The sequence below is a fragment of the Dialister succinatiphilus genome, from assembly GCF_928721695.1.
Lineage (GTDB): Bacteria > Bacillota > Negativicutes > Veillonellales > Dialisteraceae > Dialister > Dialister succinatiphilus.
This window is the reverse complement of the sequence record NZ_OV788641.1, coordinates 2,428,573-2,453,644: the sequence shown is the minus strand read 5'-3', so window position 1 is coordinate 2,453,644 and position 25,072 is coordinate 2,428,573. Positions and strand designations below refer to the sequence as shown.

Here is a 25,072-nt window from a genome sequence, read left to right as displayed (position 1 = left end):
CATGGAACAGACACAGCTTTTAGAAAAGGTGATTATTCGCGCAGTATTGACTGTGAAAACCGGCCTTCATATCGGCGGTTCCAGTGATTATGCTCCTATCGGTGCCGTAGACAGTGTATTTGTGCGGGACCCTCTCACCAAACAGCCCATGATTCCGGGAAGCTCGGTGAAAGGGAAAATGCGTACCCTTCTGGCTAAAACGAGGAATGGCGGTGGTATAGGCAATTCTCCGGACAATGATGAAGAAGTGGTGCTTCGCCTTTTTGGCTCCGCCCAGAAGAATCACATTCTTTTCTCCCGACTCCAGTTTTCTGATTCCTTTGTGAAGGACACATCGATAAAGCAGTTTTCCAGCCTGGATACGGATACCTATCTGGGAGAAGTGAAATTTGAAAATACCATCAATCGTGCTACCGGTGTGGCCAATCCAAGGCAGATTGAAAGGGTACCGGCGGGCATGCAGTTTGATTTCCGGCTGGTCTACAACTTGGAAAAGGAAGCAGATTTTACGCAAGACATGGATGCGCTCAGAGATGGCTTCCGTCTGCTTCAGTTGGACTATCTGGGCGGTCATGGTTCCCGGGGGTATGGACGAGTGGCTTTCTCCGGTTTTTCTGTGACCAGGGTGGATGCTCATACGGGTAAAGCGAAACCGGATGCAGAACTGGCCGGTCAGTTTGAAAGTGCTTCCTTATGAGTACCTATATCATTCTTCCCCTGAAATTTACGGCTCCTGTCCATTTTGGCGATGCATCCGGCGGGGGAGGACTGGATGCGGTGCAGCCCATCTGCAGGGCGGACACCTTTTTCAGCGCCCTTTGCAGTGAAGCGGCCCGGCTGGGTGGACAGATGCTGGATAAGCTGGTTCAAAAGGTGAATCATGAGGAAATCGCTTTTTCTGACTTATTTCCCTGGGTTCGGAGAGATGGGATTTATGAATGGTATATTCCCAAGCCTGTGATTTCTATTCCTGCGAAAGACATGCAGGTAGAGTCTCTGCAAAAGGCAAGGAGCATGTCTTCTTTCCGTAAGAAAAGCAAAAAGAGAGCTTTCCTCAAGGCTTCTGATCTGGGTCTTTATATAGATGATCTGCGCTATGGCTCTGCATCCCTGGAGGAGGAGCCTGTTTTTGGAGAGGCCCTGTCCGTGGTGCATTTTAACGGAAGAACGAGGACACCCTATTCTGCTGGTTCCTATTTTTTCGCTCCCCATTCCGGTTTGTATGTGCTGGTCCGTTTGGAAAATCCCGCTGATTGGGAGTGGCTGGAGTCACTGATTGGCTTGACAGGTATGGCGGGAATCGGTGGCAGAAAATCAAGTGGCATGGGAACTTTTATAAAGGAGCAGGATGGGATTTCCCTTTCCTCTAAAAGCGATAATGAGGATGAAGCGTCCTTGGCCAAACTTTTGGAAGATGGAAAGACCGATTGTCAGATGGCATTATCCGTATTTCTTCCGGCAGATGATGAAATAGAGGAAGCATCTCGCGGTTCAGGGCTCTGGGTACAGCGGAGCGGCTTTACCTGGACACCGGGCATGGAAAGTCCTGTCAAAACAAAATCAGTCTATATGCTGTCATCGGGCAGCTGCTTCTCGTCCCGTCTCCATGGCCGGGTGGCGGACGTCAGCACCGGGGCAGTCAGTCATCCGGTGTACCGCTATGGGAAAGGACTGTATCTGGGGGTGCCGAAATGAGTATGCATTATTGGAAGGTATCGCTGGTGTGCTTGTCGCCGGTCTTTGTGGGGAGCGGCGAAAAGTTTAAAAAGAGCGAGTACATTTACGATAAAAGGGCAGGAGAAGTACATTTCCTTGATGAATCAGGATGGATTCGCTTTCTTGGCCGTCATGGAATCATGGAAGATTTTTCTAATGCACTTTTGGCCAATCCATTCCATCTGAATCTGTTTGGCTATTTGTCTCATCAGGACAGGCTGTGCAGGGAATATGGCAGTATAGGAAACATAATGCATGCCATGAAACAGGAAGAAGCTATCCTTCGTACGGAGCCCTATCTTGGAAATCGGGATAAAGGGCCCGGTGATATAGCCGGATTTGTGCTGGATGCCAGGGGAAATCCCTATATTCCCGGCTCTTCTTTAAAAGGAGCTTTCCGTACCGCCATTCTGGCTCATCATATTCTGCAGAATCGCGGCGCATACAGCAAGGATTGGGAAAATATCAGGAGAGCTGCCGGAAATAAAAGAGACATGGGAAAAGCCATGGATAACCTGGAAAGAGAGGCGGCCATTCCTATGGATAAAAACGGGAAAAGGGACATGGTGAAAAGCTATTTCCGGGGGCTTACGGTCAGTGATGCCAGGCTGGTCAATGGCGGCCTGTGCGTTGTGCCTAAGACAGACCTGGGCCTTCATACCTTCCGCACCCATGAGGTGTCTCTGTTCCGGGAAACCCTTAAGGCCGATTCTACTCTGGAATTTACTCTTGGCCTTGATGACGATGCATCAGCCATGGGTCATTTTGGAATTCATAACTTCAAAGATTTTGTGGACGTACTCAGAGAGTTTGTCAAATTCCAGTATGAAATCCTGAAGAAACCTTTTGAGTCTTTCGCAACGGATGAGCTTCATGATATAAAGGGGGCCAAGAATGCGGACCTGGTCCTGGGAGGCGGTGCCGGATACATTTCCAAAACACTGGTATATGCTCTGGCGCCGAACAAAGAGGATGCGGTGTACGTGGTCAGAAAGCTCATGGAGAACATGTTCAAGAGGGGCCATCATGGGTGGGATACGGAAATTTCACCTCATGCCCTGAAACTGTCAGAGGTGGATGGGCGGAACTATCTCATGGGCCTCTGCTATCTGGATGGGGAGAAACCACTATGCTCAGACAGGTAGAATTTGAGCTGACTCTTCCGGCGGGGGAAAAGCTGAATCAGTCCATGGGATCTCTCCTCCAGGGACTCCTGATGGAAAGGACGGACTCATCCTGGGCACAGGAAATGCATACCCAGCAGGTACGGCCCTACAGCCAGTATGTCACTGTGGTAGAGGGAAAACCGGTATGGCGTATACAGACCATTACCGATGAAGCCTTTGAACGACTGATTTATCCCCTGCTTAGTAAGAACCGATATCGCCTGAAGCAGAGAGACTATGACCTGGAACTGTCCCATTTCCGCGTTGTCAGGCAGGAGACTTTCGGAGACATAGAGTCTAAATATGTACTGAATCATAATAAAATTCATCATATCCATTTCCGATTTCTGACTTCCACCTCCTGTAAGACCCAGGGAGGCTATGCTGTTTTTCCTTTCCCCTACCTTATATTGAAAAATCTGGTGAGTAAATGGAATGTCTATACGGACAGTTCCCTCATTGATTCTGACCGCACGGCGGATCAGCTGGATGAAGAAATGCAGGTGGTAGATTACCATTTGCACATGCACCCTTTCTCGCTGGAAGGCAGGAGAATCCGGGCTTTCCGGGGAGATGTGTCTTATGGCCTTTTCCGGAATGATATGGCTTCCCGACTCACAGCGGTGCTGGCGGACTTTGCAACCTATGCAGGGACAGGCATGAAAACGGCTCTTGGCATGGGCGGGACAGAGGCGGAGATTTCATTTTTTAGAGAGGTGAAATAAATGCGTATTTTATTTACCCCTGCCGGTGATACAGACCCGGTAAGAGGCTATCGCGATGGTGCCATTCTTCATATTTTGCGGCATTATAAGGTAGATAAAGTGATTCTTTTTCTGACGGCGGATATGGAGAAAAAAGAAGAAGATATGGCCTGTTATACAAAAGGCATACACTCTGTCTCACCAGATACGTCCATTACTTATATCAAGAGCGGCATTACAGAGCCTCAAGAGTATGAAAACCTGACTGTTATGCAGGAAGACTTTGCCAGGGCCTATGAAGAGAATCCTGGTGCAGAATGGCTTCTCAATGTAAGTTCCGGCACGCCTCAGATTAAGACGGTCATGGCTCTTCTGGCGCTGGACTATCCAAAAGCGAAAGCCATCCAGGTACACAGCCCGGAAGGAAGCTCGAACCGCGACAACCATCCCTGCCGGACCAGTGAAGAACTGGTGGAAATGCTGGACTGCAATGAAGATAATGAGGAAGGGGCGCCTGACCGCTGCGAAGAGCCGCCGCTGCTTCTGCTGAAACGGCATGGGATTTCCATGCAGATCGAGTCCCTTGTAAGAAACTACGAATATGCCGGCGCCTATGAACTGGTGAGACTGAATCCCACCCTTTTTTCCGATACTACCAAAAAAATGCTCCACCATGCCATGTATCGGAGAGACCTTCTTTGGCGTCAGGCTAATAAGGTCATTTCCCAATACAAAGGGAAACCGCTCATTGCCAGCCCCGATGATTTTTCAGAATATTTCCAGGTCATGGAGCTTCGTGAGAGAAAAAAGCAGTATCCTGAATTTGTGGTCAAGCTGTCACCGGTATTGATGGATTTAGGAATTAAATATATGAAAAAACTGACCTGCTTCCACCTGGAGGACTGCTGCGATAAGAAAAGAAATGTAAAGTACTATGTCAAAAGGTACCTGCTGAATCGGCAATATCCCAAACTCCTGGCTTATCTGGAAACACAGCTGGGAAATACCTTCCGCGATGGCCCTTTATACTTCAGCACCATGGTCATGATTTGCGAATATCTGCAAAACAATGATTTGAAGGGGAACAGCGGACATGAAAGGATTACCCGCATTTTCACCTGCCTTCGAGTGGTGGAAGAAAGAACCAGAAACCTGGTGGCCCACGAAATCACGAATCTGGATGATGAAATGATACAGAAAGCCACGGCAGAAAGCTGGGACAAATCGCCTGGTATACCTGGCGGGCTGCGGGCAAAGGATATTATCTCTTTACTTCATGAAGCAGCCCGGCTGATTATGGGAAGAGATATTCCATGGACCTATGACAGTTTAAATGATAAAATCATAGAGAGCCTCAGGCAGAGTGAATAGTCAGAAAAGACGACAGGAATAAAAATCTCCGCCGATAGGCATGAAATCTAAGAAAACAGAAGGTCAAAGGGTGAAAATAATGAGAATTCCAATCAATTGGAAATCCCCGCCGCAAAAGGGCCATAGAGAGCCCATCCCGTGGGGCAGCCCGGGCCTGCTGTGAAAAAAGAATCCCCAAACATGGGGACGAAAACATAAAACTCCATTTCTTCCAATTCGTCTAACCTTGTGAAAAAAGAATCCCCAAACATGGGGACGAAAACAATACATGGGAAATCCCCCTACCGCCGTAGATGAACGGGTGAAAAAAGAATCCCCAAACATGGGGACGAAAACGCTACAGAGGCAAGGACGTTTCGTCCGTTTTCGTCAAGTGAAAAAAGAATCCCCAAACATGGGGACGAAAACTATAAAGTACTACGGTATTATCATTTACAATTTCCATCCTGTGAAAAAAGAATCCCCAAACATGGGGACGAAAACATAAACGGGCAAATGCCGTCCATCTTGACGGTGCCGCCGGTGAAAAAAGAATCCCCAAACATGGGGACGAAAACTTCATCACGTCACCGCTATCGGTGTACGTTGTGAACACGTGTGAAAAAAGAATCCCTAAACATGGGGACGAGGAAAAGACTTGTGTGGTTTTGATTGTAGGAGAGACTGCCTACCCTTGATGGAACCGGTAGCCAAGCTGGACTTTGAAAAGGAGCGGTATATTATCAGCGGTGAAAATAAAACTGCGGTCGAAAATCCTTCGGAAAGGGTGGAAGGAGTTGCTTGAATCGATAAAATATAAAAAACCTCTTATTTCACGCAGGGAAATAAGAGGTTTTTGTGTGTCAATGATGATTTCCTCAGTCCTTACTGGAGGGGGGTCCATCCTGGCGGGAGGCTGGCTTTGGAGCCCAGGGCGGTAACGGGGGAGTTGTATCCTTCGGTACCGGCGCCGGGGCGGCCGGTGGGGTAGTAGACGATGCGGGAGGGATCTTCCCGGTCCACGGAGTAAATGTGGTCGGCGTCTTTCTCCTGGAAGTACAAAAGGGCAGGAAGTGTCGGAGCACTTCCTGCCTTTTGCATTCATTTATTATAATTTCATTCTGTAGTTTTCAAGCATATGGAAAAAGCCTGCTATATAAACAATATCTTCATTAACGCGATAAATAACAATGTAGTCATGTTTATAAAGAGAGAATTTGCGGTATCCTTTTGCACGAAGGTAACTATCCTCACAAAAGGCGAAGCTGGCAGCATCCTTTTCCAGGGTATTGTAGACGTGGAGAATATCGTCCAGAATATCAGCAGCGGCTTTCGGATTTTTCAGTACTTCAGTTACATATGCGATGGCCTTTTCGATTTGCTTCTCTGCCTGCTCAGCGATCAGAAGTTTATAGACCATATTTCTTCCTCAATTCCGCCAGTGCTTCTCTGGCCGGTGCCACCTTGCCTTCTGCTATCTGGGCTTCAGCAGTTTCCAGTTCCCGGTAGAGGCCTTCTTTTCGGCGCATTTCTTCGTACACTTCCATGCTCATAAGCACCATGTCTCCGTAGCCGTTTTTCGTAACAAAAACCGGTTCATGGGAGCTGTGGCAGAGTTCAGACATTTTTCCGGTGTCCTTCAGGTCTTTGATGGGGATAATCTTGGGCATAAAATCACATCCTTTCTATGGAATTATTATACCATAATTGTGGTAGATAAAATGGACACGCCTTTGGCGTGCACAGCGAACATGATATGAAGGAGCAAAGCGACGCACAAATCATAGTGAGTCGTTTCCCCTTTAGGGGTGAGGGTTGACGGCCCTTAGGGCCGAGGGTTCTTAAGGCCTGAAATCCCGTGAAATTATATCTATTTCGGGTTGCGACTCTCATTGCATCATACAGAGCCATCTGCTTCTTTGTTATCTCTGAAAGATGATAGGCTTTGCCTGGCTGTTGGTAAAGCTCAATTATATCCAAATCATCCAGCAGTGTCTGCATCGTATACCCTTGAAATCAGAAAAGAGGGGAAAACCGTAGTTTCCATCCGGCCGGGGGGCTGCCCACCGGCGGAAGAAAATCATGAGAAATGACAAAAGACGCCTTTGACAGGGCGCCTTTTGCAGTATGACATATTTTTTTAACTTAGATCCCATCGTTCATTGCCTGTCCCTGCCATGTGTTATGACCATCATAAGGGGAAAGGCACAGTTTCTGGTTTCATCTGTTTCATAGAGGGAAAGCGGAACAGGGAGGGGCAGGGACTTGCCCGGGATTTCGTATTTCCTCAGTCTTTACCGGAGGGGGTCCATCCGGGCGGGAGGCTGGCTTTGGAGCCCAGGGCGGTGACGGGGGAGTTGTATCCTTCGGTACCGGCGCCGGGGCGGCCGGTGGGGTAGTAGACGATGCGGGAGGGATCTTCCCGGTCCACGGAGTAAATGTGGTCGGCGTCTTTTTTCTGCTGGTCTGCCAGGGCGAAGGGGCGGTTCAGGGGCAGTTTGGAGCGGGCCATTTCTGTTTTTCTTGTCTGCTTCAGCAGCCATTCGTAGCAGGCCGGTGTGCCGTGGCCGTAGAACCAGGCGGACATATGGCTGACGCTGCCGGTGAGGACGGCCTGGTAGATGCCTGTTTCATTGGGCCTTGCGGTGAGGCGGCGGATGGATGCGTTCCGTTTCCTGGCGGTGGTGGTGCTGTCGAGGAGGAGTTCTTCCCGGGGGATGGTCAGGCCGGCGAGGTCCTGGTAGAGTACCCGGTATTCCGTATTTTCCTGGGCCGTATTGAGGTAGAGGATGTTGTCGTCGGATACCATGTAGAGCCAGTTGTTGTAGTTCACCGGATTTCCGTGGCTGTCTTTCTGCCATACGATGGTGCCGTCGGCAGGCATGTTGTAATAGGCAGTGCCGTTGAAGGGGTAGTCTTTGTTGAAGTTGTTGCCCCATTTGCAGCTCATGGGCAGGAGGGCGGCGAAATAGTTGTCCCGCTGGGCCGCCATGGCCATGATGGTCATGCCGCCCATGGACTGGCCGCTGCCGTAGATGCGGTCGGGATCGATGTGGTACTGGCGGGTGAGGTGGTCCATGAGCTGCCAGATGGCGGGTTCGGCGCAGCTCAGGGTCCAGTTGTCCCTGGCCATTCGGAGCTCATAGTGGGGATGGGCTTCGTCCATGGCGTAAAATTCGGGAATGGCGGGGCATACTACGATGACGCCGTCCAGACCGTTTTTTCTGGCGAAGTTCTGGAAATCTTCAGAAGCGTAGTTGGAGGCGGCCTGGGATTCGGTGAGGGTGGGGCGGGGGTCGGCGCTCATGGAGCCGGCGTCATGAATGTGAAGGAGCAGGCCGTAGGTTTTATGGGGGTCATAGTCTTTTGGCACGTAGAGGGTGTAGGGCAGGTCCAGGTCCCAGTACTGGCCATTGGCTTCGTCGAAGCAGTGGACGGCGTGGAAGGCGGTGCCGTTTTCCAGTGTATGGAGCTGGTATCCTTCGATGCCCCGGATATGGTAGGAGCCTTCTTTTGCGTAGTTGTAATATTCCGGCGCCCTGGGCTTTCCTGTCTGGGGGTCATAGCCTACGTAGGTTTCTTTCGTGTAGTTGGTAATGGCTTCATCGGATGGGAGGATGATGCCCTTTTCCGCCCGGATGGCTTTCTTCTGGGTTACGCCGGCATACATGGTAATGGCGTAGGACCGGGGGAACCGTCCGGTCTGGTAGTCTGTATTCACTTCGATGATGACATAAGAGCCCGAGGAGGTGCCGCCTTTGGCGTCCATTTCCGGCTTGTCATTGACATAGACTTTTTTGATTTGACCGGGGTCTTTTCCCTGGGTCAGGTCTTCTTGGCGAAGGGTGGTGCCGTAATCATCAATGGAGTAGGTGTCTGTATCCACCGATGAAGCAGGAATGGCCCGGTCGTAGGACAGGATGACGGCCTGCAGCTTGGAGCCGTCGGTATCCACAAAGCCGGCGGCTTCCATATGTTTCACTGCGTCTTTGGCAGTGGTTACAAAAGAAAGGGCGCCTGCATCTTTAACGGAAGATGCAGCAGCATTTGATGCATACACCCCGGCAGGCGCGGATACCATGGCCAGCGAGACGGCGGCCAGTAAGGAAAGAAGGACTCTGTTTTTACGTTTCATGAAAATGCCCCTATCTGACATGAACAGGCTATGCGGCGGCATAGCTTTGCTTTTTGAAATGAAATAAAAAATCACGCTTCCTTCATGCATGTATCTTAGATTCTCCACAAACCAAAATACAGAAAGGTGGTACGTGATACAGTCATTATACATCAAAGGGGCTGAAGTTTAAAGGTGACGGAAGATATTGACCTTGAGGAAATTTATTGGGGACAAGCCCTGACGGGCTTGAGGGTTCTAAAGTTTGACGGGGCTATCGCCCCGAGGGTTCTTAAGTTTGACAGCGGCTATGCCGCTGAGGGTTGTGGAGGGCGCCATAGGGACAAGCCCCTATGGGGCTTGAGGGTTGACGGCCCTTCGGGCCGAAGGTTCTTAAGGGGCTTAAGTTTGACGCGCCTTTGGCGTGCACAGCGAACATGATTTGAAGGAGCAAAGCGACGCACAAATCATAGTGAGTCGTTTCCCCTTTAGGGGCGAGGGTTGTTGTAGGGCGCCTTCTAATTGATAGAAGGCGCCCTCTTATGAAAAAACCATACACCCGCCCTGCGGGCGTCGGAAATGCACCCCTTTTGGTGGCTGGCGCCTTATGGACAAGCCCTGTCGGGCTTGAGGGTTGACGGCCCGATGGGCCGAAGGTTCTTAAGGGGCTTAAGTTTGACAGCGGCTATGCCGCTGAGGGTTGTGGTGGGGCGCCTCTAAATTATATAAGGCGCCCTTTTATAAAAAACCTTTACAACCGGGCTTTCGCCCGTGGGAAAACCATACAACCGCCCTGCGGGCGTTGGAAATGCACCCCTTTTGGTGGCTGGCGCCTTATGGACAAGCCCTGTCGGGCTTGAGGGTTGACGGCCCGATGGGCCGAAGGTTCTTAAGGGGCTTAAGTTTGACAGCGTCTATGCCGCTGAGGGTTGTGGAGGGCGCCTCTAAATTTATATAAGGCGCCAGTTTGTATAAAACCTTTACAACCGCCCTGCGGGCGTCGGAAATGCACCCCTTTTGGTGGCTGGCGCCACCACCTTCCCCCCGGCGGGGGGACTTTATTCTTCGCTATGCGTTAGCTTTATTCTGCCCCTGTGCACATCCTGCATAGGATGTGCAAGTCGGTCAAAGTAGGCCCTTAGCCTGCCCATAAAAGGGCCTTCCTTTCGATTGACCGACCGAACTGCGGGGGAAGTGAGCGCAGCGAGCCAATCAGCAGAATTCCTATCATAGCGTATGATACAAAAAGGTAAATCCGTAACGCTGACTTCATACTCATCGCCCGATAGGGCGATACCACAACCCTCGGCCCGAAGGGCCGTCAAACTTAAGAACCCTCCGGCCGTAGGCCGGTCAATCCTAAGAACCTTTCCCTTCACAACCCTTGGGCCGAAGGCCCATCCATCTTAAGAACCCTCACGCCCGCAGGGTGTGTCCATGAGATAGCCGGGGTATGTTATAATAGGGACAGAAAGAGACATTGCCTGTTTTTACAGGATAGGAGATGAAGTCTTATGCGAAAAGAAAAGGGTCAGGATATCATCGAATATGCACTGATGCTGGCCGTGGTGGTGGGCATCGGGTTTGGTATTTATTCCTATGGCGGACGGGGGATAGCGAATTCCATTTCCAATGTCTTTAATAATGCCGGTTCCCTTCTGGACAGTGCATCGCTTCCTGCAGCTTCTTCTCCAGAGGATATCATCAAGCGGCTGGGCGATGGACGATACCAGGGTCTGGCGGATATATTGAAGGGAAAGCCGGCTAGTGTGGTGGATATTGCCTTTGACAGTGAGGAAGGCCAGGCGCTGGCCCAGAAGCTGAATATCCAGACTCCTGAGGGCGACGGCTGGTATGCCCGGGTGAATACGAATGGCTTTTTCGTGGTGACCTACTACTCGGCAGCGGCTAATAATTGGGTCACTTTCAAACAGCTGAGAGATAATTACAAGAGCAATCCTGCTAAATATGGTAAGGACGAGAGTACGGGCGTCTATAAAACTACGATAAACATCAATGAAGGATATTACGATCAAAATGGGATAGAGAAATACAATGGTACAACCACAGGCCATGTAGAAGGGCTCAATGGCAGCATGACGAGTATTTATCCTGGTACCTATGAAAAGCCGAAGGACCAAAAGTGATGGTATGAAAAGAGCTGTGAAAAATGTAAATCATTTCTTCGCAGCTCTTTTTGTATGTCTTTATTTTGGGTCAATGGCAGCAGGCAGCCTGCTCCATGGTCATCTCGAGGGGAGTTCCATGTCGGCTGCAGGGCCAGGGGAAGTGAGTACTATGGAGACTCTGGGCTGAGAGATTTCCTGCCGCCATGCTCTCGCTGCCATGAGGGAGTGGGATTTCTCCACACCGCTTCGCTTTCGTCGAAGTGAGGGGGGCGGGAGAGCTTTTGGGATGAAATTTTTCTATAGGTGCATAAAGAAAAAGTATGATGCGGACTTATGGTAAAATAAAGATAAATCCATGTACGTGAAATCGTTGTGTTTTTGGGAGGGGAGGGAAAAGCCGGTCTTATCGATTTTTACAATTTCACAGCAGCTGTACTTTTGTTTCTATTTGGGGACTTCCCGGCTTCTTAGGGGCAGGGGAAGGATGGTTTTGAAGGAAAGGGAAACAGTATGGACAGGAGAAAGGGACAGAATCTGGTGGAGTATGCCCTCATGCTGGGCCTTGTGGTGGGATTGGGTTTTGGTTTCTATACCGGCGGGGCAGGGGGACAGGCGGGAGAATCTATCCGCTCTGTTCTCAGCCATGCCGACACGCTTCTCTCGGAGGCGGCGGACCGGGGCAGATTTTCGCCTTTATCGCCGGTAGAGGTGATCCATAAGCTGAGGGAGGGCCGGTTCAGCGGGCTGTCAGAGGAGCTGATGAGAAAGTGCTACAACCCGTCTAAACCTCTGTGCATTCCTTCCTATAGTGAAAAGGGCCGGAAAATTGCAGAGGACCTTGGCATCCGCATACCCCATGGAGATGCCTGGTTTGTGCATATTTACTATGCCGGCACTTTTGAGGCGGCCTATTATTCTGCAGAGGCCAATCAGGGTATGACCTACGAGGCGCTGCGGGAAGATTATTTCAAAAGGCCCGACAGATACTACCGGCCCGGATATTCACTGAACGAGCGCTATCCCCATAAGGTGGTCATCACAGATGGCATTTTTTATCCCAAGGAAATCAGTGAACGGCACGAGGATCATTGGGTAGATTTTGGCCGCAGGGAGGGCCGGGTGAGCACTGAAAGGGCCAATAAGGGGGATATCAGTATTTTTTTGTAAATGGGATCGGGGACAAGCCCTGACGGGCTTGAGGGTTGACGGCCCGCTGGGCCGAAGGTTCTTAAGGGGCTTAGGTTTGACGCGCCTTTGGCGCGAGGGTTGTGGAGGGCGCCTCTAAATTTATAGAAGGCGCCCTCTTATGATAAAACCTTTACAACCGGGCTTCGCCCGTGGGAAAACCATACAACCGCCCTGGCGGGCGTCGGAAATGCACCCCTTTTGGTGGCTGGCGCCACCACCTTCCCCCCGGCGGGGGGGGACTTTATTCTTCGCTATGCGTTAGCTTTATTCTGCCCCTGTGCACATCCTGCATAGGATGTGCAAGTCGGTCAAAGTAGGCCCTTAGCCTGCCCATAAAAGGGCCTTCCTTTCGATTGACCGACCGAACTGCGGGGGAAGTCCGGCGAAGCCGGATAGGGGGAGGCAAGCGCAGCGAGCCAGTCAGCAGAATGCTTATCATAACGTATGACGCAGAAAGGTAAATCCCGTAACGTCCTTGCGTCCCCTTTAGGGGAAGAGGGCCACGAAGTGGCGAAGGGATGTACGAGGGTAAGAATGATTATGATACTCGATGTGGACGTGACCGCCGAAAGGCGGCATTATAATACTCATCGCCCGTAAGGGCGATACCACAACCCTCGGGGCCAAAGGCCCCGTCAAACTTAAGAACCCTCCGGCCGTCAGGCCGGTCAATCCTAAGAACCTCTCCCTCTGAACCTTTTGAACCCTATGAACCCTATGAACCCTCACGCCGCAGGCGTGTCCAAGGCCCATCCATCTTAAGAACCTTTCCCTTCGCAACCCTTCTACACAACCCGCGGCGTCAGCCGCCACCACAACCCTCGCGCCGAAGGCGCGTCAAACTTACGAACCTTAAGAACCCTCGGGCCAAAGGCCCGTCAACCCTCATGTGCGCATTCTGCATAGAATGCGCAAGTCAGCCGAAGTTGGCCCTTAGCCTGCCCATAAAAGGGCCTTCCTATTGTCGGCTGACCGTTCGAAGGCGTGTCAAATCCCTTTGAACCCTCTGCCTCTTTATCATATAATATGTACAAGAGCTATGGATGAGGCACTGTTTTCGTGTAAGGAGATTTTAATTTTTCTACCCTATTGAAAAAACGGTGCTGTTTCTATATGATTATAGAGATAACTATTTTGATGTTATGAATTAGGAGGCCGGCATGAGCGCGATTTCACTACAAGGTCGTTCGGTTCTCGCCTTAGCTGATTTTTCAGCGGAGGAGATTGAACGGATCCTTCAAGTAGCAGCACAGATGAAAAAGATTGTTTTGTCTGACAACAAGAAGAGAGATTTCCTCAAAGGGAAATCCATGGTGACAGTGTTTTCCGAAGCATCTACCAGAACACGCAGTTCTTTCGAGCTTGCCGGTAAATATTTGGGAGCCGATGTGATCAATATTACAAAGAGCGGCAGCTCGATGACGAAAGGTGAAAGCATGCGAGATACATTGCTTACCGTTTCCGCAATGGGAGTGGATGCAGTGATTATTCGTGATTCGTCAGAGGGTGCCGCTCTTTTTGCATCCAAAGTGATGAGCCCGAAGGTGAAGGTGCCGGTGGTGCTGAATGCCGGCGACGGGGCCCATGCCCATCCCAGCCAGGCGCTTCTGGAGCTCTTTACGCTGAAGGAAGCGGGGAAGAATATCAAGGGCATGAAGTATGTGATTATCGGCGATATTCTTCATTCCCGGGTGGCCCGGAGCGATATCGTGGGATTTACGAAGCTGGGTGCTGAGGTGCATCTGGTGGGACCCCGTACGCTGGTGCCGAAGGAGCTGGAGGCCATGGGCTGCATTGTGGATGATGATCTGGAAACGGCGCTGAAGGATGCGGATGCTATCAATATTCTCCGTATCCAGCTGGAAAGGGCGGCTGCCGGTTTCATTCCTACCACCCGCGAGTATGCCCGTCTCTTTGGCATCAACAAGAAGCGGCTGGCTCTGTGCAAACCGGATGTGGCGGTGATTCACCCCGGTCCCATGAACAGGGGCATCGAAATCGGTTATGATGTGGCCTATGATGAGAAGTCCTGGATCCAGGAGGAAGTGCGCAACGGCGTGGCTGTGCGTATGGCTCTGGAGTATTTGACACTGACGGAGGGTAAAGACATTGATGCTCTTAATTAAAAACGGAACCATTGTAAATCCCGCAGAAAAGCAGCATGAAGTGGGAGATATCCTCGTAGAAAATGGAAAGATTCAGAAAATAGCAAAGGAAATCCCCGTCCCGGAAAGTGATGTGGAAGTGTTTGACGCTAAGGGTCTGGTGGTGGCGCCGGGGCTCATTGATATGCATGTGCATCTCCGCGAACCGGGGCAGGAAGCGAAGGAAGATATCCATACAGGCACCGAGGCGGCTGCTGCCGGCGGCATCACCCGGGTAGCTACCATGGCCAATACGAAGCCTGTCATCGATAATTCCGCGGTCCTCCGGGATGTGCAGAAGCGGGCAGAAGATGTGGGCGTGGTGAAGGTGAGCGTTATCGGTTCCATTTCCAAAAATCTGGAAGGGAAGCAGCTCTCTGAAATGGGAGATATGGCAGCCGACGGGGCTGTGGCTTTCTCCGATGATGGCCATTATGTGGAAAATGCCAATTTCATGCGCCGGGCCATGGAGTATGCAGATATGCTCCATAAAATGGTGATTGACCACGCCGAGGACATGACCATGTGCGGCGGCGGTTTCATGAATGAAGGCAAAGTGTCCTATGCCATGGGCGTCACCGGACGGCCGGCGGCAGGGGAAAATATTGCAGTGGCCCGGGATCTGCTCCTTTCCGAGCTCACGGGCTGCCATATCCATATCGCCCATGTGTCCAGCAAAAAGGCGGTGGACCTCATCAGGGAAGCGAAGAGGAAGGGCGTGAACTGCTCTACGGAAGTGACGGCCCAGCATCTCTATTTCACCGATGAATGGCTGAAGGATTATGATACGGCTTTCAAGATGGCTCCTCCTATCCGCAGTGAAGAGGACCGGGAGGCGCTGATTGAAGGCCTCCGGGACGGCACCATCGATGCCATCATGACGGACCATGCGCCTCACTGCAATGAGGAAAAGAATGTGCCTTTCAACTGCGCGCCCAACGGCATTGCGGGGCTGGAAACGTCTCTGGCTTCCACGCTGACCGTGCTTTATCACCAGCAGGGCTTTACGCTGGACCGCATTGTGGAGCTCATGAGCGTGAACCCTGCCAGGCTTCTGGGCGTGGAAGGCGGCGTGCTGAGGGAAGGCGCTCCTGCAGATATTACTGTATTTGATCCGGAGAAGGAGTGGACGGTGCACGGGGAAGACCTCTACACCAAGTCTCTCTTTACTCCCTATGAAAATATTTCCCTGAAAGGAAAGGCAGTCCTCACCGTGGTAGATGGGGAAGTGGTTATGAAAGAAGGAAAGGTGCTCAAATGAAAGGCCTCTTGATTTTGGAAAACGGCGCCCGTTTCGAAGGGGACCTTCTGGGAACGGTGGAAGGTCTGGGAGAACTGGTTTTCAATACGGGCATGACAGGATACCAGGAATGCTTTACGGATCCTTCCTATGAAGGACAGATCCTGACCCTGACTTATCCATTAATCGGCAACTACGGCGCCAACGACCTGTTCATGCAGAACAGGAAGCCCGCAGCCGCCGGCTATGTGCTGGACCAGATTGCAGACCATCCCAGCAACTGGGAATGCAAGGAAAAGATTACTGATTTCATCGAAAGATACCATGTACCCTGCCTCTACAATGTGGACACCCGGGCGGTGACCCGCATGGTCCGCACCCAGGGCGTCATGAAGGCCATCATCGTCAGTGCCGACAGAAGCGAGGAATTCATCCAGGCCGAGCTGGCAAAGCCCCTCCACCGGGACCAGGTAGAACGGGTGACTACGGCCTATCCCTATACCTATGGAAATGGGAAATACCAGGTGTCCCTTCTGGACTGCGGTCTCAAGAAGAATATCCTGGTGAGCCTGGCAGCCAATGACTGCACGGTCCACGTATTTCCTGCCCATACATCGGCTGAAGAACTGCTGGCAGGCAATCCCGACGGCATTTTCCTCTCTCCCGGACCGGGGGATCCCAAGGATGTGCCCTATGTAGTGGATACGGTGAAGAAGCTCATCGGGAAGCGCCCCATTTTCGGCATCTGCCTGGGCATCCAGATGCTGGCCACCGCTCTTGGGGGACACACCTTCAAGCTGCCTTTCGGCCACCGCGGCTCCAACCATCCGGTGAAGGATCTGCGCACCGGAAGGGTGTACATTACCAGTCAGAACCACGGCTACGCCATTTCCGATGAAGGCCTTCCGGACTCCATCGTAGTGACTCACCGCAGCGTGAACGACGGTACCATCGAAGGCATCCGCCACAAGACCCTGCCTATCCAGGCCGTGCAGTACCATCCGGAAGCATCTCCGGGACCGAAGGATAATTTCTATCTCTTTGCTGAATTTACCAAGGCCATGGAGGAATTTAAAAAATGATTAATAAAGACGTGAAGAAAGTCCTTGTCATCGGTTCCGGCCCCATCGTCATCGGCCAGGCAGCGGAATTTGACTACGCCGGCACCCAGGCCTGCCGCTCCCTTCGGGAAGAGGGGGTGGAAGTGGTCCTGGTAAACAGCAATCCTTCCACCATTATGACGGACGTGGACATTGCGGACCGGGTCTACATCGAACCGATTACCCTGCCTTTTGTGACGGAAGTCATTAAGAAAGAAAGACCTGATGCCCTGCTGGCTACCCTGGGCGGCCAGGTGGGCCTCAACATGGCAGTGCAGCTCTCCGAAGCAGGAGTGCTGGAAAAATACAACGTGAAGCTTCTGGGCTCTTCTCTCCATGCCATCAAACATGCGGAAGACCGTGAACTTTTCAAGGAAGCCATGGAAGAAATCCACCAGCCCGTACCGGAATCGGAAATTTTTGAAGAACTGGAACCGGCCGTGGCTTTTGCGGATAAAATCGGCTACCCTGTCATCATCCGTCCCGCCTATACCCTGGGCGGCACCGGTGGCGGCATTGCCCATGACCGGTATGAAATGGAAGAAATCGCCAACCGCGGCATCAAGCTGTCTCCTATCAACCAGATCCTGGTGGAACGGTCCATTGCAGGATGGAAGGAAGTGGAGTTTGAAGTCATGCGGGACAGCGCCGACAACTGCATCATTGTCTGCGCCATGGAAAACATTGACCCCGTAGGCGTCCACACCGGCGACTCCATTGTCGTGGCCCCCACCCAGACTTTGACTGACGGCCAGTACCAGATGCTCCGCACCGCCTCCATCAATATCATCCGCTACCTCCAGATCGAAGGGGGCTGCAACGTACAGTACGGTTTGGACACCAAGACGAACCAGTACTATGTGATCGAAGTGAATCCCCGCGTGAGCCGTTCCTCCGCCCTGGCCTCCAAAGCCACCGGCTACCCCATTGCCAAAGTGGCAGCCAAGGTAGCCCTGGGTATGCATCTGGATGAAATCACCAATGCCATTACAGGCAATACGAAGGCCTGCTTCGAACCGTCCATCGACTATGTGGTCTGCAAATTCCCCCGCTGGCCTTTTGAGAAATTCACCCTGGCGGACCGTGAAATCGGCACCCAGATGAAGGCCACCGGCGAAGTGATGGCCCTGGACCGCACCCTGGAAGGGGCGCTCCTCAAGGCCCTCCGGTCCCTGGAAGTGGGAGAGGGGTATCTGCACCTGAAGAAACTGGACAGCCAGTCCCTCTACGATATCCGCTGCCTCCTGAAACGCATCGACAATGAAAGAATCTTCGTGGTGGCCGAAGCCCTCCGCCGCGGCATCGAACCGGAAGAAATCAACCGCATTACCCGCATCGACCTCTTCTTCATCTATAAAATCCAGAATATCATCAAAATGGAAAGACGCCTCCTGAAGGAAGGCCTCACCGAAGACACCCTGAAAGCGGCCAAACGGATCCAGATGCCTGATGAAGCCATCGCCCACTTTGCAGAAGTGACGGTCAAGGAAGTGGAAAATTTCAAAAAGAAACTGGCTTTCCACCCCGATTTCAAAATGGTAGATACCTGCGCTGCTGAATTTGAAGCCCACACTCCGTACTACTATTCCACCTACGGCGCCGAAGATGAAGTGAAACCCCAGGGCAAAGGCTCTGTAGTCGTCTTCGGTTCCGGCCCCATCCGCATCGGCCAGGGCATCGAATTCGACTACTGCTCCGTCCATGCCTCCTGGGCTTTGAAAAAGGCAGGAAAGAAATCCATCGTCATCAACAACAATCCGGAAACCGTATCCACCGACTTTGATACCTCCGACTCCCTCTATTTCGAACCCCTCACTGAGCAGGACGTGATGGAAGTCATCGAAAAGGAAAAACCGGAAGGCGTAATCTGCCAGTTCGGCGGCCAGACCGCCATCAACCTGGCCACCCCCATGGCCAAGAGAGGCATCCGCATCATCGGCTCCTCCAATGAATCCATCGACATGGCAGAAGACAGAGAACGGTTCGACACCCTCTGCGGCCAGCTGGGCATCCCCCGTCCGAAGGGCTGCCTGGTGGAAAGCGTGGAAGAAGCCATGCAGAAAACGGCAGAGCTGGAATATCCCCTCATCGTACGCCCCAGCTACGTATTGGGCGGCCGGGCCATGCAGATCGTCTATGACCCGGCAGAGCTTCGCCAGTACCTGAAAGAAGCGGTGGTGGCATCCCATGAACACCCCGTCCTCATCGACCAGTACATGGTAGGCCGTGAAGTGGAAATCGACGCCATCTCCGACGGCGTGGACGTATGCATCCCGGGCATCATGGAACAGATCGAACGCTCCGGCGTCCACTCCGGCGACTCCATTGCCGTGTACCCGCCCCAGCACCTGTCTCCTGAAGTCATTGACACCCTCACGAAATACACGAAAGACATTGCCTGCGCCATGAACGTCAAAGGCCTGGTAAACATCCAGTTCATCGTGGTAGGCGGCAAAGTCTACGTCATCGAGGTGAACCCCCGCGCCAGCCGTACCGTGCCCTTCATGAGCAAGATTACCGGCATCAACATGGTGGAATACGCCACCCGCGTGGCCCTGGGCGAACCGCTCCATACCCTGGGCCTGCCCCTGGGACTGGTACCGCCGAAGAACTACGTGGCCATCAAGGCACCGGTCTTCTCCTTCTCCAAACTGGGACTGGTAGAAATCAAGCTGGGACCGGAAATGAAATCCACCGGTGAAGTCATGGGTATCGGCCACACCTACCAGGAAGCCCTCTACAAAGCTGTAGTGGCAGCCAACCTCATGGTTCCCGCCGGCGCCAATGTGCTCATCACCGTCAGCGACCGGGATAAACCGGAAACCGCAGAACTGGCAAAGGGCTTCGTAGACTTGGGCTACCACCTCATCTGCACCTCCGGCACCGGTTCCTATTTCCAGAGCCTCGGCATCCCCGTGGAAATCATCAAGAAGATTCACGAAAAAGGGGAAAACTGCGAAAAGTATCTGAAATCGGGCAAAGTGGATATGGTGCTGAATACCATTTCCTACGGCAGCCAGATCGAGCAGGAAGGATATGACCTGCGCCGCATTGCGGTGGAACTGGCCATCCCCTGCATTACCTCCCTGGATACGGCCAAGGAAGTGCTCCGCGTCATGGCCTCCAGCGGCGCCGAACACCATGTAGAAGCCATCCAGGACTATGTGAAGGAGTAATACCATGTCAGGTTTTGTAGAAAAAGGAATCATCCGGGTCCATAACCATGTGGGCCCTGATATCTGGCTCATGCAGATCGAACTGCCCCGCATCGCCAAAGAAGCGAAACCGGGCCAGTTCATCCATGTGAAAGTGAACGACCCCCGCTATATCCTGCGCCGTCCCATTTCCATCGCCGGCACCGATGCAGGCAGGGGCATCGTGGAAATCATCTACCGCATTGTAGGAAAAGGGACAGAAGCCATGTCCCATCTGAAAGTGGGGGATACCCTGGACTGCCTGGGACCCCTGGGCACCTCCTTTGATATGGACAAGGACCATATCGTAGGCATCGGCGGCGGCGTAGGCATCGCCCCCATCCTCTTCATGGCCCGCGCCTCCCGGGAAGGCCAGATGACCGTAGTCATCGGCGGCAGAAATAAGGAAGAAGTCTTCTGGAAAGACCTCTTCCCGAAGAAAATACGGCAGATGATCGTCACCACCGACGACGGCTCCTACGGCATCAAAGGCTTCTCCGTGTCCGTGCTGCCCAAACTCTTCGCTGAAGAAAAAGTGGACGAAGCCTGCGTCTGCGGACCCGGCATCATGATGAGAACCGCCGCAGAAATGGCAAAAGAAGCCGGTGTTCCCTGCGAAGTTTCCATGGAAAGACGCATGGGCTGCGGCATCGGTACCTGCCTTGGCTGCGTATGCGACAGGAAAGACGGCAAAGGCCACTACAAAGTCTGCGCCGACGGTCCTGTATTCAATGCAGAGGAGGTGGTCTTATGAGCAGCCTTACAGTAAACTATCTGGGCATCCCCATGGCCAGCCCCGTCATCGGCGCTTCCGGCACCGTAGGCTATGGTCTGGAACTGAATGACTACATCGATATGAAAAAAATCGGCGCCCTCTCCGGCAAAGGCCTGGCGCCCACCCCCTGGAAAGGAAACGAAGGCGTCCGGGTGGCCGAAACCACCTCAGGCATGCTGAACTGCATCGGCCTTGAAAACCCCGGCGCCCCCTGGTTCATCGAACACTACCTGCCGGAAGTCAGGAAACTTCCTACCGCCTTCATCGCCAACATGGTAGGAAAGAGCGTGGAAGAATACGCCGAATGCGCCAGAATGCTCACAGTCCCCGGCATTTCCGCCCTGGAAGTGAACATCTCCTGCCCCAACGTCAAAGAAGGCGGCGCCGCCTTCGGCACCGACCCCGCCCAGGCAGCTGCCGTCACCAGAGCCGTCAAGGATGCCACTACCCTGCCGGTGATCGTGAAACTGTCACCAAACGTCACTGACATCGTCTCCATTGCCAAAGCCGTGGAAGACGCAGGAGCTGACAGCATCTCCCTCATCAACACACTCCTTGGCATCGCCATCGACACCCGCACCCGCCGCCCCATCCTGGGCAACATCACCGGCGGCCTCTCCGGCCCCGCCATCAAACCCGTAGCCCTCCGCATGGTATGGCAGACAGCCAAAGCCGTACACATCCCCGTCTGCGGCCTGGGCGGCATCATGACCGGCGAAGACGCCATCGAATTCATGATGGCCGGCGCCAGCACCGTGCAGGTAGGCACCGCCAACCTGGCCGACCCCACAGCCATGGAACGCATCGTGAACGAAATGGACGAATGGTGCGATAAAAATAACGTAAAAGACATCAACGAAATCGTGGGAACACTGAAAGACTGAAAAAGCAGCGGCCTGGCCGCTGCTTTTTTCCTTCACACTTGCCTCCCCCATCTATGGGGGAGGGGGACCGCGTAAGCGGTGGAAGGGGTTTTTTATGGACAAGCCCTGCGGGATTGAGGGTTGACGGCCCGCTGGGCCGAAGGTTCTTAAGGGGCTTAAGTTTGACAGCGGCTATGCCGCTGAGGGTTGTGGAGGGCGCCTATGAATTGATAGAAGGCGCCAGTTTGTATAAAACCTTCACAACCACCCTGCGGGCAAGGGAAAGCCACCGGAGGTGGCTGATCGACGTAATGTTTTTCATGCCATATGACACTGAAAGGTAAATCCCATAACGTTCTTGCGTCCCCTTTAGGGGAAGAGGGCCACGAAGTGGCGAAGGGATGTACGAGGGTAAGAATGATTATGATACTCGATGTGGACGTGACCGCCGAAAGGCGGCATTATAATACTCATCGCCCGCAGGGCGATACCACAACCCTCGGCCTGAAAGGCCGTCAAACCTAAGAACCCTTGGGCCCGAAAGGGCCCATTAATCCTAAGAACCTTTCCTTTGAATCATAACCTGCAAACTATACAACGCATAAATACAAAAGTATTTGACACCCTATAGCCCCACCATGCATTTTCATTCACTTCGCTCTGACCAATACTCTGGAATCAATACATGTGAACGAATATTTTATAAGATATGTATGCTATGAAATATATGAATGGCCATTCAAGTGAGAAAACAAACTTTGTCAAAGAAATATTGGATAATGGGGTATAAAAGATATATATTATAGACATAAGAGATATGTGTGTATCAACATAGAAAATATGTTGATGACCCGCAGAGAATCGGGTACTTTTTATGGAGGCAGAATAAACAATGAAAGAACAGCAGGTTGAAAACGAAGTTGTAGTAGAAGAAGAAAAACAGGAAGAAGTATGCTGGGCATTACTGGAACTGGCATCCATGAATAAACATTAATTTCCATCGACCTGCTGCCGCAAGGCAGCTTTTTTTATTGGCGTTATGGACACGCCCTGTCGGGCGTGAGGGTTGACGGCCCGCTGGGCCGAAGGTTCTTAAGGGGCTTAAGTTTGACAGCGGCTATGCCGCTGAGGGTTGTGGTGGGGCGCCTCTAAATTATAGAAGGCGCCCTCTTATGAAAAAACCATACAACCGCCCTGCGGGCGAAGGAGCTCCCCCTTTGGTGGCTGGCGCCACCACCTTCCCGCCCCGCTGGGAAGCGTGTCACTTGATTCTCAGTCGTCTACGACTCCCTGCGAATCAAGTTCCCTTGCCACCGCGGAGCGGTGGGACTATGGCTGCCTAGCCATGGAGCCATGTCTCTGCAGGAAAGCATAGAGTGATTTATTCTGTCCCCCGGATGGGGGAAAGTCCGGCGCAGTCGGATAAGGGGGAGCCGCGTAGCGGCTAATCACCAGAATGCTAATCATGCCCTATGACACCGAAAGCAAATCCCGTAACGTTCTTGCGTCCCCTTTAGGGGAAGAGGGCCACGAAGTGGCGAAGGGGTGGACGGTGGTAAGATAGTGCAAAATGTGTTCGCTGTGCATCGATTCGCTCGGGGGCCGCCGATTGGCGGTCAGGACCGCGATGGAGCATCCTATCGGTGCTCTGCCCCGTACACCCTTTCCCGCTTCGCGGGACTTCCCCTCAAGGGGAAACGAGAAAATAGGTGGCACTGGATATTGTGTCACATATGACACAGACAGCCAATCCCGTAACGCTGACTTCATAAGCATTGCCCGAAGGGCAATCCTCAACCCTCAGCGCCGCAGGCGCTGTCGCCCCCTGAGCGAAGCGAACACAACCTGCCGCCGACAGGCGGCCACAACCCTCGGGGCGAAGCCCCGTCAACCCTCGCGCCGCAGGCGCGTCCAAAGGGCGCGCCCAAACCATTGACATCTTCCCATGGCAGCCTTACAATAAGAATACTAATACTGTTTATATGACCGGTCAGCGGGAAGTTCCCCGAGCCTGGTGCAATATAATAAATCCATGAAAACGGGATGAACTTTCATTTCGCTTTCCAGAAGTAAAGGAGAGATTTTTATGGCAATTCGTTTTTCCGATGTACTTGCAAGTATGAAAGGTTCCGACCTGGGTCCTCTTCTGGCCCTCACAGCACAGCCGGACATTATTTCCTTTGCCGGCGGTCTTCCCGCACCGCAGACATTTCCGCTGAAGGAACTGACTGAAGTAGCCATTAAAGTAAGAGAAGAAGATGGCGCCGGTGCTATGCAGTACGGCCCCTCCCTTGGCTTCATGGGACTTCGTCAGGCCATTGCCGACCGTATGAACCGCATGTACCAGCCCATGGGCATGTACAAAGTAGACCCGAAGAACATTATGATTGTCACCGGTTCCCAGCAGGGTCTCGATATTACGGGCCGTGTATTCCTGAACAAAGGCGACGTAGTTGTCTGCGAAAGCCCGACATATCTGGGCGCTATCGGTGCTTTTGATTTCGAACAGCCAAATTACGTAGAAATCCCCACCGACGATGACGGCATTATTCCGGAAGAACTGGAAAAAGTACTGTCCACCAATGACAAAGTAAAATTCATTTACGTCATTCCGAACTACCAGAACCCGAGCGGCCGCTGCATGAGCCTGGAACGCCGTAAGAAATTCATGGAAATCGTAACCAAGTACGAAATCCCTGTATTCGAAGACAACCCCTACGGCGACCTCCGTTTCGAAGGCGAAGAAATCGCTCCTCTCATCACCATGGATCCGAAACACCTGGTTATGTACTCCGGCACCTTCTCCAAGACCCTGGCTCCTGGCATGAGACTGGCATGGATGGTTCTGAATGATGAACTGCTGCCGAAATTTGACCTCGTCAAAGGCTCCACCGACCTTGCCACACCGTCTGTTACCCAGCGTGAAGCCGCTATGTACATGACGAACTACGATTTCGATGGACATATCAGAGAAAACTGCAAACTCTACGGACATCGCCGTGATGTGATGTGCAACGCCATCAAGAAATACTTCCCCTCTGACGTGAAATGCACCTATCCCCATGGCGGCCTCTTCCTGTGGGTAGAACTCCCCGAAGGCTGCAATGCCCGTGACCTCTTCAAATACGCTCTGGAAAGAAAAGTAGCCTACGTACCAGGCGACTCCTTCTTCCCCCAGACCAAGAAGAAGAACTTCTTCCGTCTCAACTTCTCCTACAACGATGACGACGTTATCGAAGAAGGCGTAAAGAGACTGGCTGATGCCCTCAAGGCTTATCTGGCTGACCAGAAATAACATATAAAAAAAAGAAGCTGCTCCGGCGGCTTCTTTTTTTGTGGGGAAATTGGTAGTATAGTAAGGAAAGACAAGCCCTGCGGGCTTGAGGGTT

Annotated in this window: 18 protein-coding genes and 1 CRISPR repeat array; of the genes, 14 read left to right on the top strand and 4 right to left on the bottom strand. The window is 52.3% G+C overall.

Annotated features, from left to right (window positions below; translation table 11 throughout):
• Nucleotide 1: 1 nt before the first annotated feature.
• From csm3 to csm6, 5 genes are read left to right on the top strand one after another with little or no spacing between them, the layout of a single operon-like run.
• Nucleotides 2-697 carry a type III-A CRISPR-associated RAMP protein Csm3 gene (csm3, locus tag NW747_RS10220; protein WP_273187344.1) on the top strand — a complete coding sequence of 232 codons (696 nt, stop codon included), beginning with the start codon at nt 2-4 and terminating at the stop codon, nt 695-697.
• Nucleotides 694-1,695: a type III-A CRISPR-associated RAMP protein Csm4 gene (gene csm4 / locus NW747_RS10215; RefSeq protein WP_273187342.1), complete on the top strand. Its 1,002-nt coding sequence runs from the start codon at nt 694-696 to the stop codon at nt 1,693-1,695. Before csm3 ends, csm4 begins: the two co-directional genes overlap by 4 nt.
• The gene (gene csm5, locus NW747_RS10210; RefSeq protein WP_273187340.1) at nt 1,692-2,861 is read left to right on the top strand and encodes a type III-A CRISPR-associated RAMP protein Csm5; all 1,170 of its coding nucleotides are present in this window, start codon (nt 1,692-1,694) and stop codon (nt 2,859-2,861) included. The genes csm4 and csm5 overlap by 4 nt, the downstream gene beginning before the upstream one ends.
• A complete protein-coding gene (gene cas6 / locus NW747_RS10205) occupies nt 2,846-3,607 on the top strand; it encodes a CRISPR system precrRNA processing endoribonuclease RAMP protein Cas6 (protein ID WP_273187338.1) in 762 nt (253 codons plus the stop codon). Before csm5 ends, cas6 begins: the two co-directional genes overlap by 16 nt.
• Nucleotides 3,608-4,957 carry a type III-A CRISPR-associated CARF protein Csm6 gene (gene csm6, locus NW747_RS10200; RefSeq protein ID WP_273187336.1) on the top strand — a complete coding sequence of 450 codons (1,350 nt, stop codon included), beginning with the start codon at nt 3,608-3,610 and terminating at the stop codon, nt 4,955-4,957. It abuts the gene before it with no gap.
• A 159-nt stretch (nt 4,958-5,116) separates the two neighbouring features.
• Nucleotides 5,117-5,589: a CRISPR direct-repeat array (repeat unit 35 nt; unit sequence GTGAAAAAAGAATCCCCAAACATGGGGACGAAAAC).
• A 232-nt stretch (nt 5,590-5,821) separates the two neighbouring features.
• Here csm6 and NW747_RS10195 read toward each other — a convergent pair.
• The 4 genes from NW747_RS10195 to NW747_RS10180 all read right to left on the bottom strand — a co-directional run bounded on the left by NW747_RS10195 (nt 5,822) and on the right by NW747_RS10180 (nt 9,071).
• Nucleotides 5,822-6,037 (bottom strand): hypothetical protein, encoded by a 216-nt coding sequence (locus tag NW747_RS10195; RefSeq protein WP_273187335.1) that lies wholly within the window; start codon nt 6,035-6,037, stop codon nt 5,822-5,824.
• Nucleotides 6,038-6,044: 7 nt separating this feature from the next.
• Nucleotides 6,045-6,356, bottom strand: a complete 312-nt coding sequence (locus NW747_RS10190; protein WP_273187333.1) for a type II toxin-antitoxin system RelE/ParE family toxin — start codon at nt 6,354-6,356, stop codon at nt 6,045-6,047.
• Nucleotides 6,346-6,606 (bottom strand): type II toxin-antitoxin system Phd/YefM family antitoxin, encoded by a 261-nt coding sequence (locus NW747_RS10185; RefSeq protein ID WP_273187331.1) that lies wholly within the window; start codon nt 6,604-6,606, stop codon nt 6,346-6,348. Before NW747_RS10185 ends, NW747_RS10190 begins: the two co-directional genes overlap by 11 nt.
• Before the next feature lie 617 nt (nt 6,607-7,223).
• The gene (locus NW747_RS10180; RefSeq protein WP_273187329.1) at nt 7,224-9,071 is read right to left on the bottom strand and encodes a prolyl oligopeptidase family serine peptidase; all 1,848 of its coding nucleotides are present in this window, start codon (nt 9,069-9,071) and stop codon (nt 7,224-7,226) included.
• 1,493 nt (nt 9,072-10,564) lie between these two features.
• On the opposite strand from NW747_RS10180, the gene NW747_RS10175 reads away from it, so the two are divergent.
• From NW747_RS10175 to NW747_RS10135, 9 genes are all read left to right on the top strand, one after another.
• On the top strand, nt 10,565-11,197 hold the full coding sequence (locus NW747_RS10175; protein ID WP_273187328.1) for a Flp family type IVb pilin: 633 nt from the start codon (nt 10,565-10,567) through the stop codon (nt 11,195-11,197).
• Between the two features lie 492 nt (nt 11,198-11,689).
• Complete coding sequence (locus NW747_RS10170; protein ID WP_273187326.1) at nt 11,690-12,346, top strand: hypothetical protein; 657 nt, start codon at nt 11,690-11,692, stop codon at nt 12,344-12,346.
• A gap of 1,181 nt (nt 12,347-13,527) precedes the next feature.
• Nucleotides 13,528-14,493, top strand: a complete 966-nt coding sequence (locus NW747_RS10165; RefSeq protein ID WP_008858666.1) for an aspartate carbamoyltransferase catalytic subunit — start codon at nt 13,528-13,530, stop codon at nt 14,491-14,493.
• The gene (locus NW747_RS10160; protein ID WP_273187324.1) at nt 14,477-15,772 is read left to right on the top strand and encodes a dihydroorotase; all 1,296 of its coding nucleotides are present in this window, start codon (nt 14,477-14,479) and stop codon (nt 15,770-15,772) included. Before NW747_RS10165 ends, NW747_RS10160 begins: the two co-directional genes overlap by 17 nt.
• The gene (gene carA / locus NW747_RS10155) at nt 15,769-16,833 is read left to right on the top strand and encodes a glutamine-hydrolyzing carbamoyl-phosphate synthase small subunit (protein WP_008858668.1); all 1,065 of its coding nucleotides are present in this window, start codon (nt 15,769-15,771) and stop codon (nt 16,831-16,833) included. Before NW747_RS10160 ends, carA begins: the two co-directional genes overlap by 4 nt.
• On the top strand, nt 16,833-20,027 hold the full coding sequence (carB, locus tag NW747_RS10150) for a carbamoyl-phosphate synthase large subunit (RefSeq protein ID WP_273188288.1): 3,195 nt from the start codon (nt 16,833-16,835) through the stop codon (nt 20,025-20,027). Before carA ends, carB begins: the two co-directional genes overlap by 1 nt.
• Before the next feature lie 4 nt (nt 20,028-20,031).
• Nucleotides 20,032-20,799 carry a dihydroorotate dehydrogenase electron transfer subunit gene (locus NW747_RS10145; protein WP_273187322.1) on the top strand — a complete coding sequence of 256 codons (768 nt, stop codon included), beginning with the start codon at nt 20,032-20,034 and terminating at the stop codon, nt 20,797-20,799.
• Nucleotides 20,796-21,704 (top strand): dihydroorotate dehydrogenase, encoded by a 909-nt coding sequence (locus NW747_RS10140; protein ID WP_273187320.1) that lies wholly within the window; start codon nt 20,796-20,798, stop codon nt 21,702-21,704. The genes NW747_RS10145 and NW747_RS10140 overlap by 4 nt, the downstream gene beginning before the upstream one ends.
• A gap of 2,065 nt (nt 21,705-23,769) precedes the next feature.
• The gene (locus tag NW747_RS10135) at nt 23,770-24,978 is read left to right on the top strand and encodes an aminotransferase-like domain-containing protein (protein ID WP_273187319.1); all 1,209 of its coding nucleotides are present in this window, start codon (nt 23,770-23,772) and stop codon (nt 24,976-24,978) included.
• The last annotated feature ends 94 nt before the right edge of the window (nt 24,979-25,072 follow it).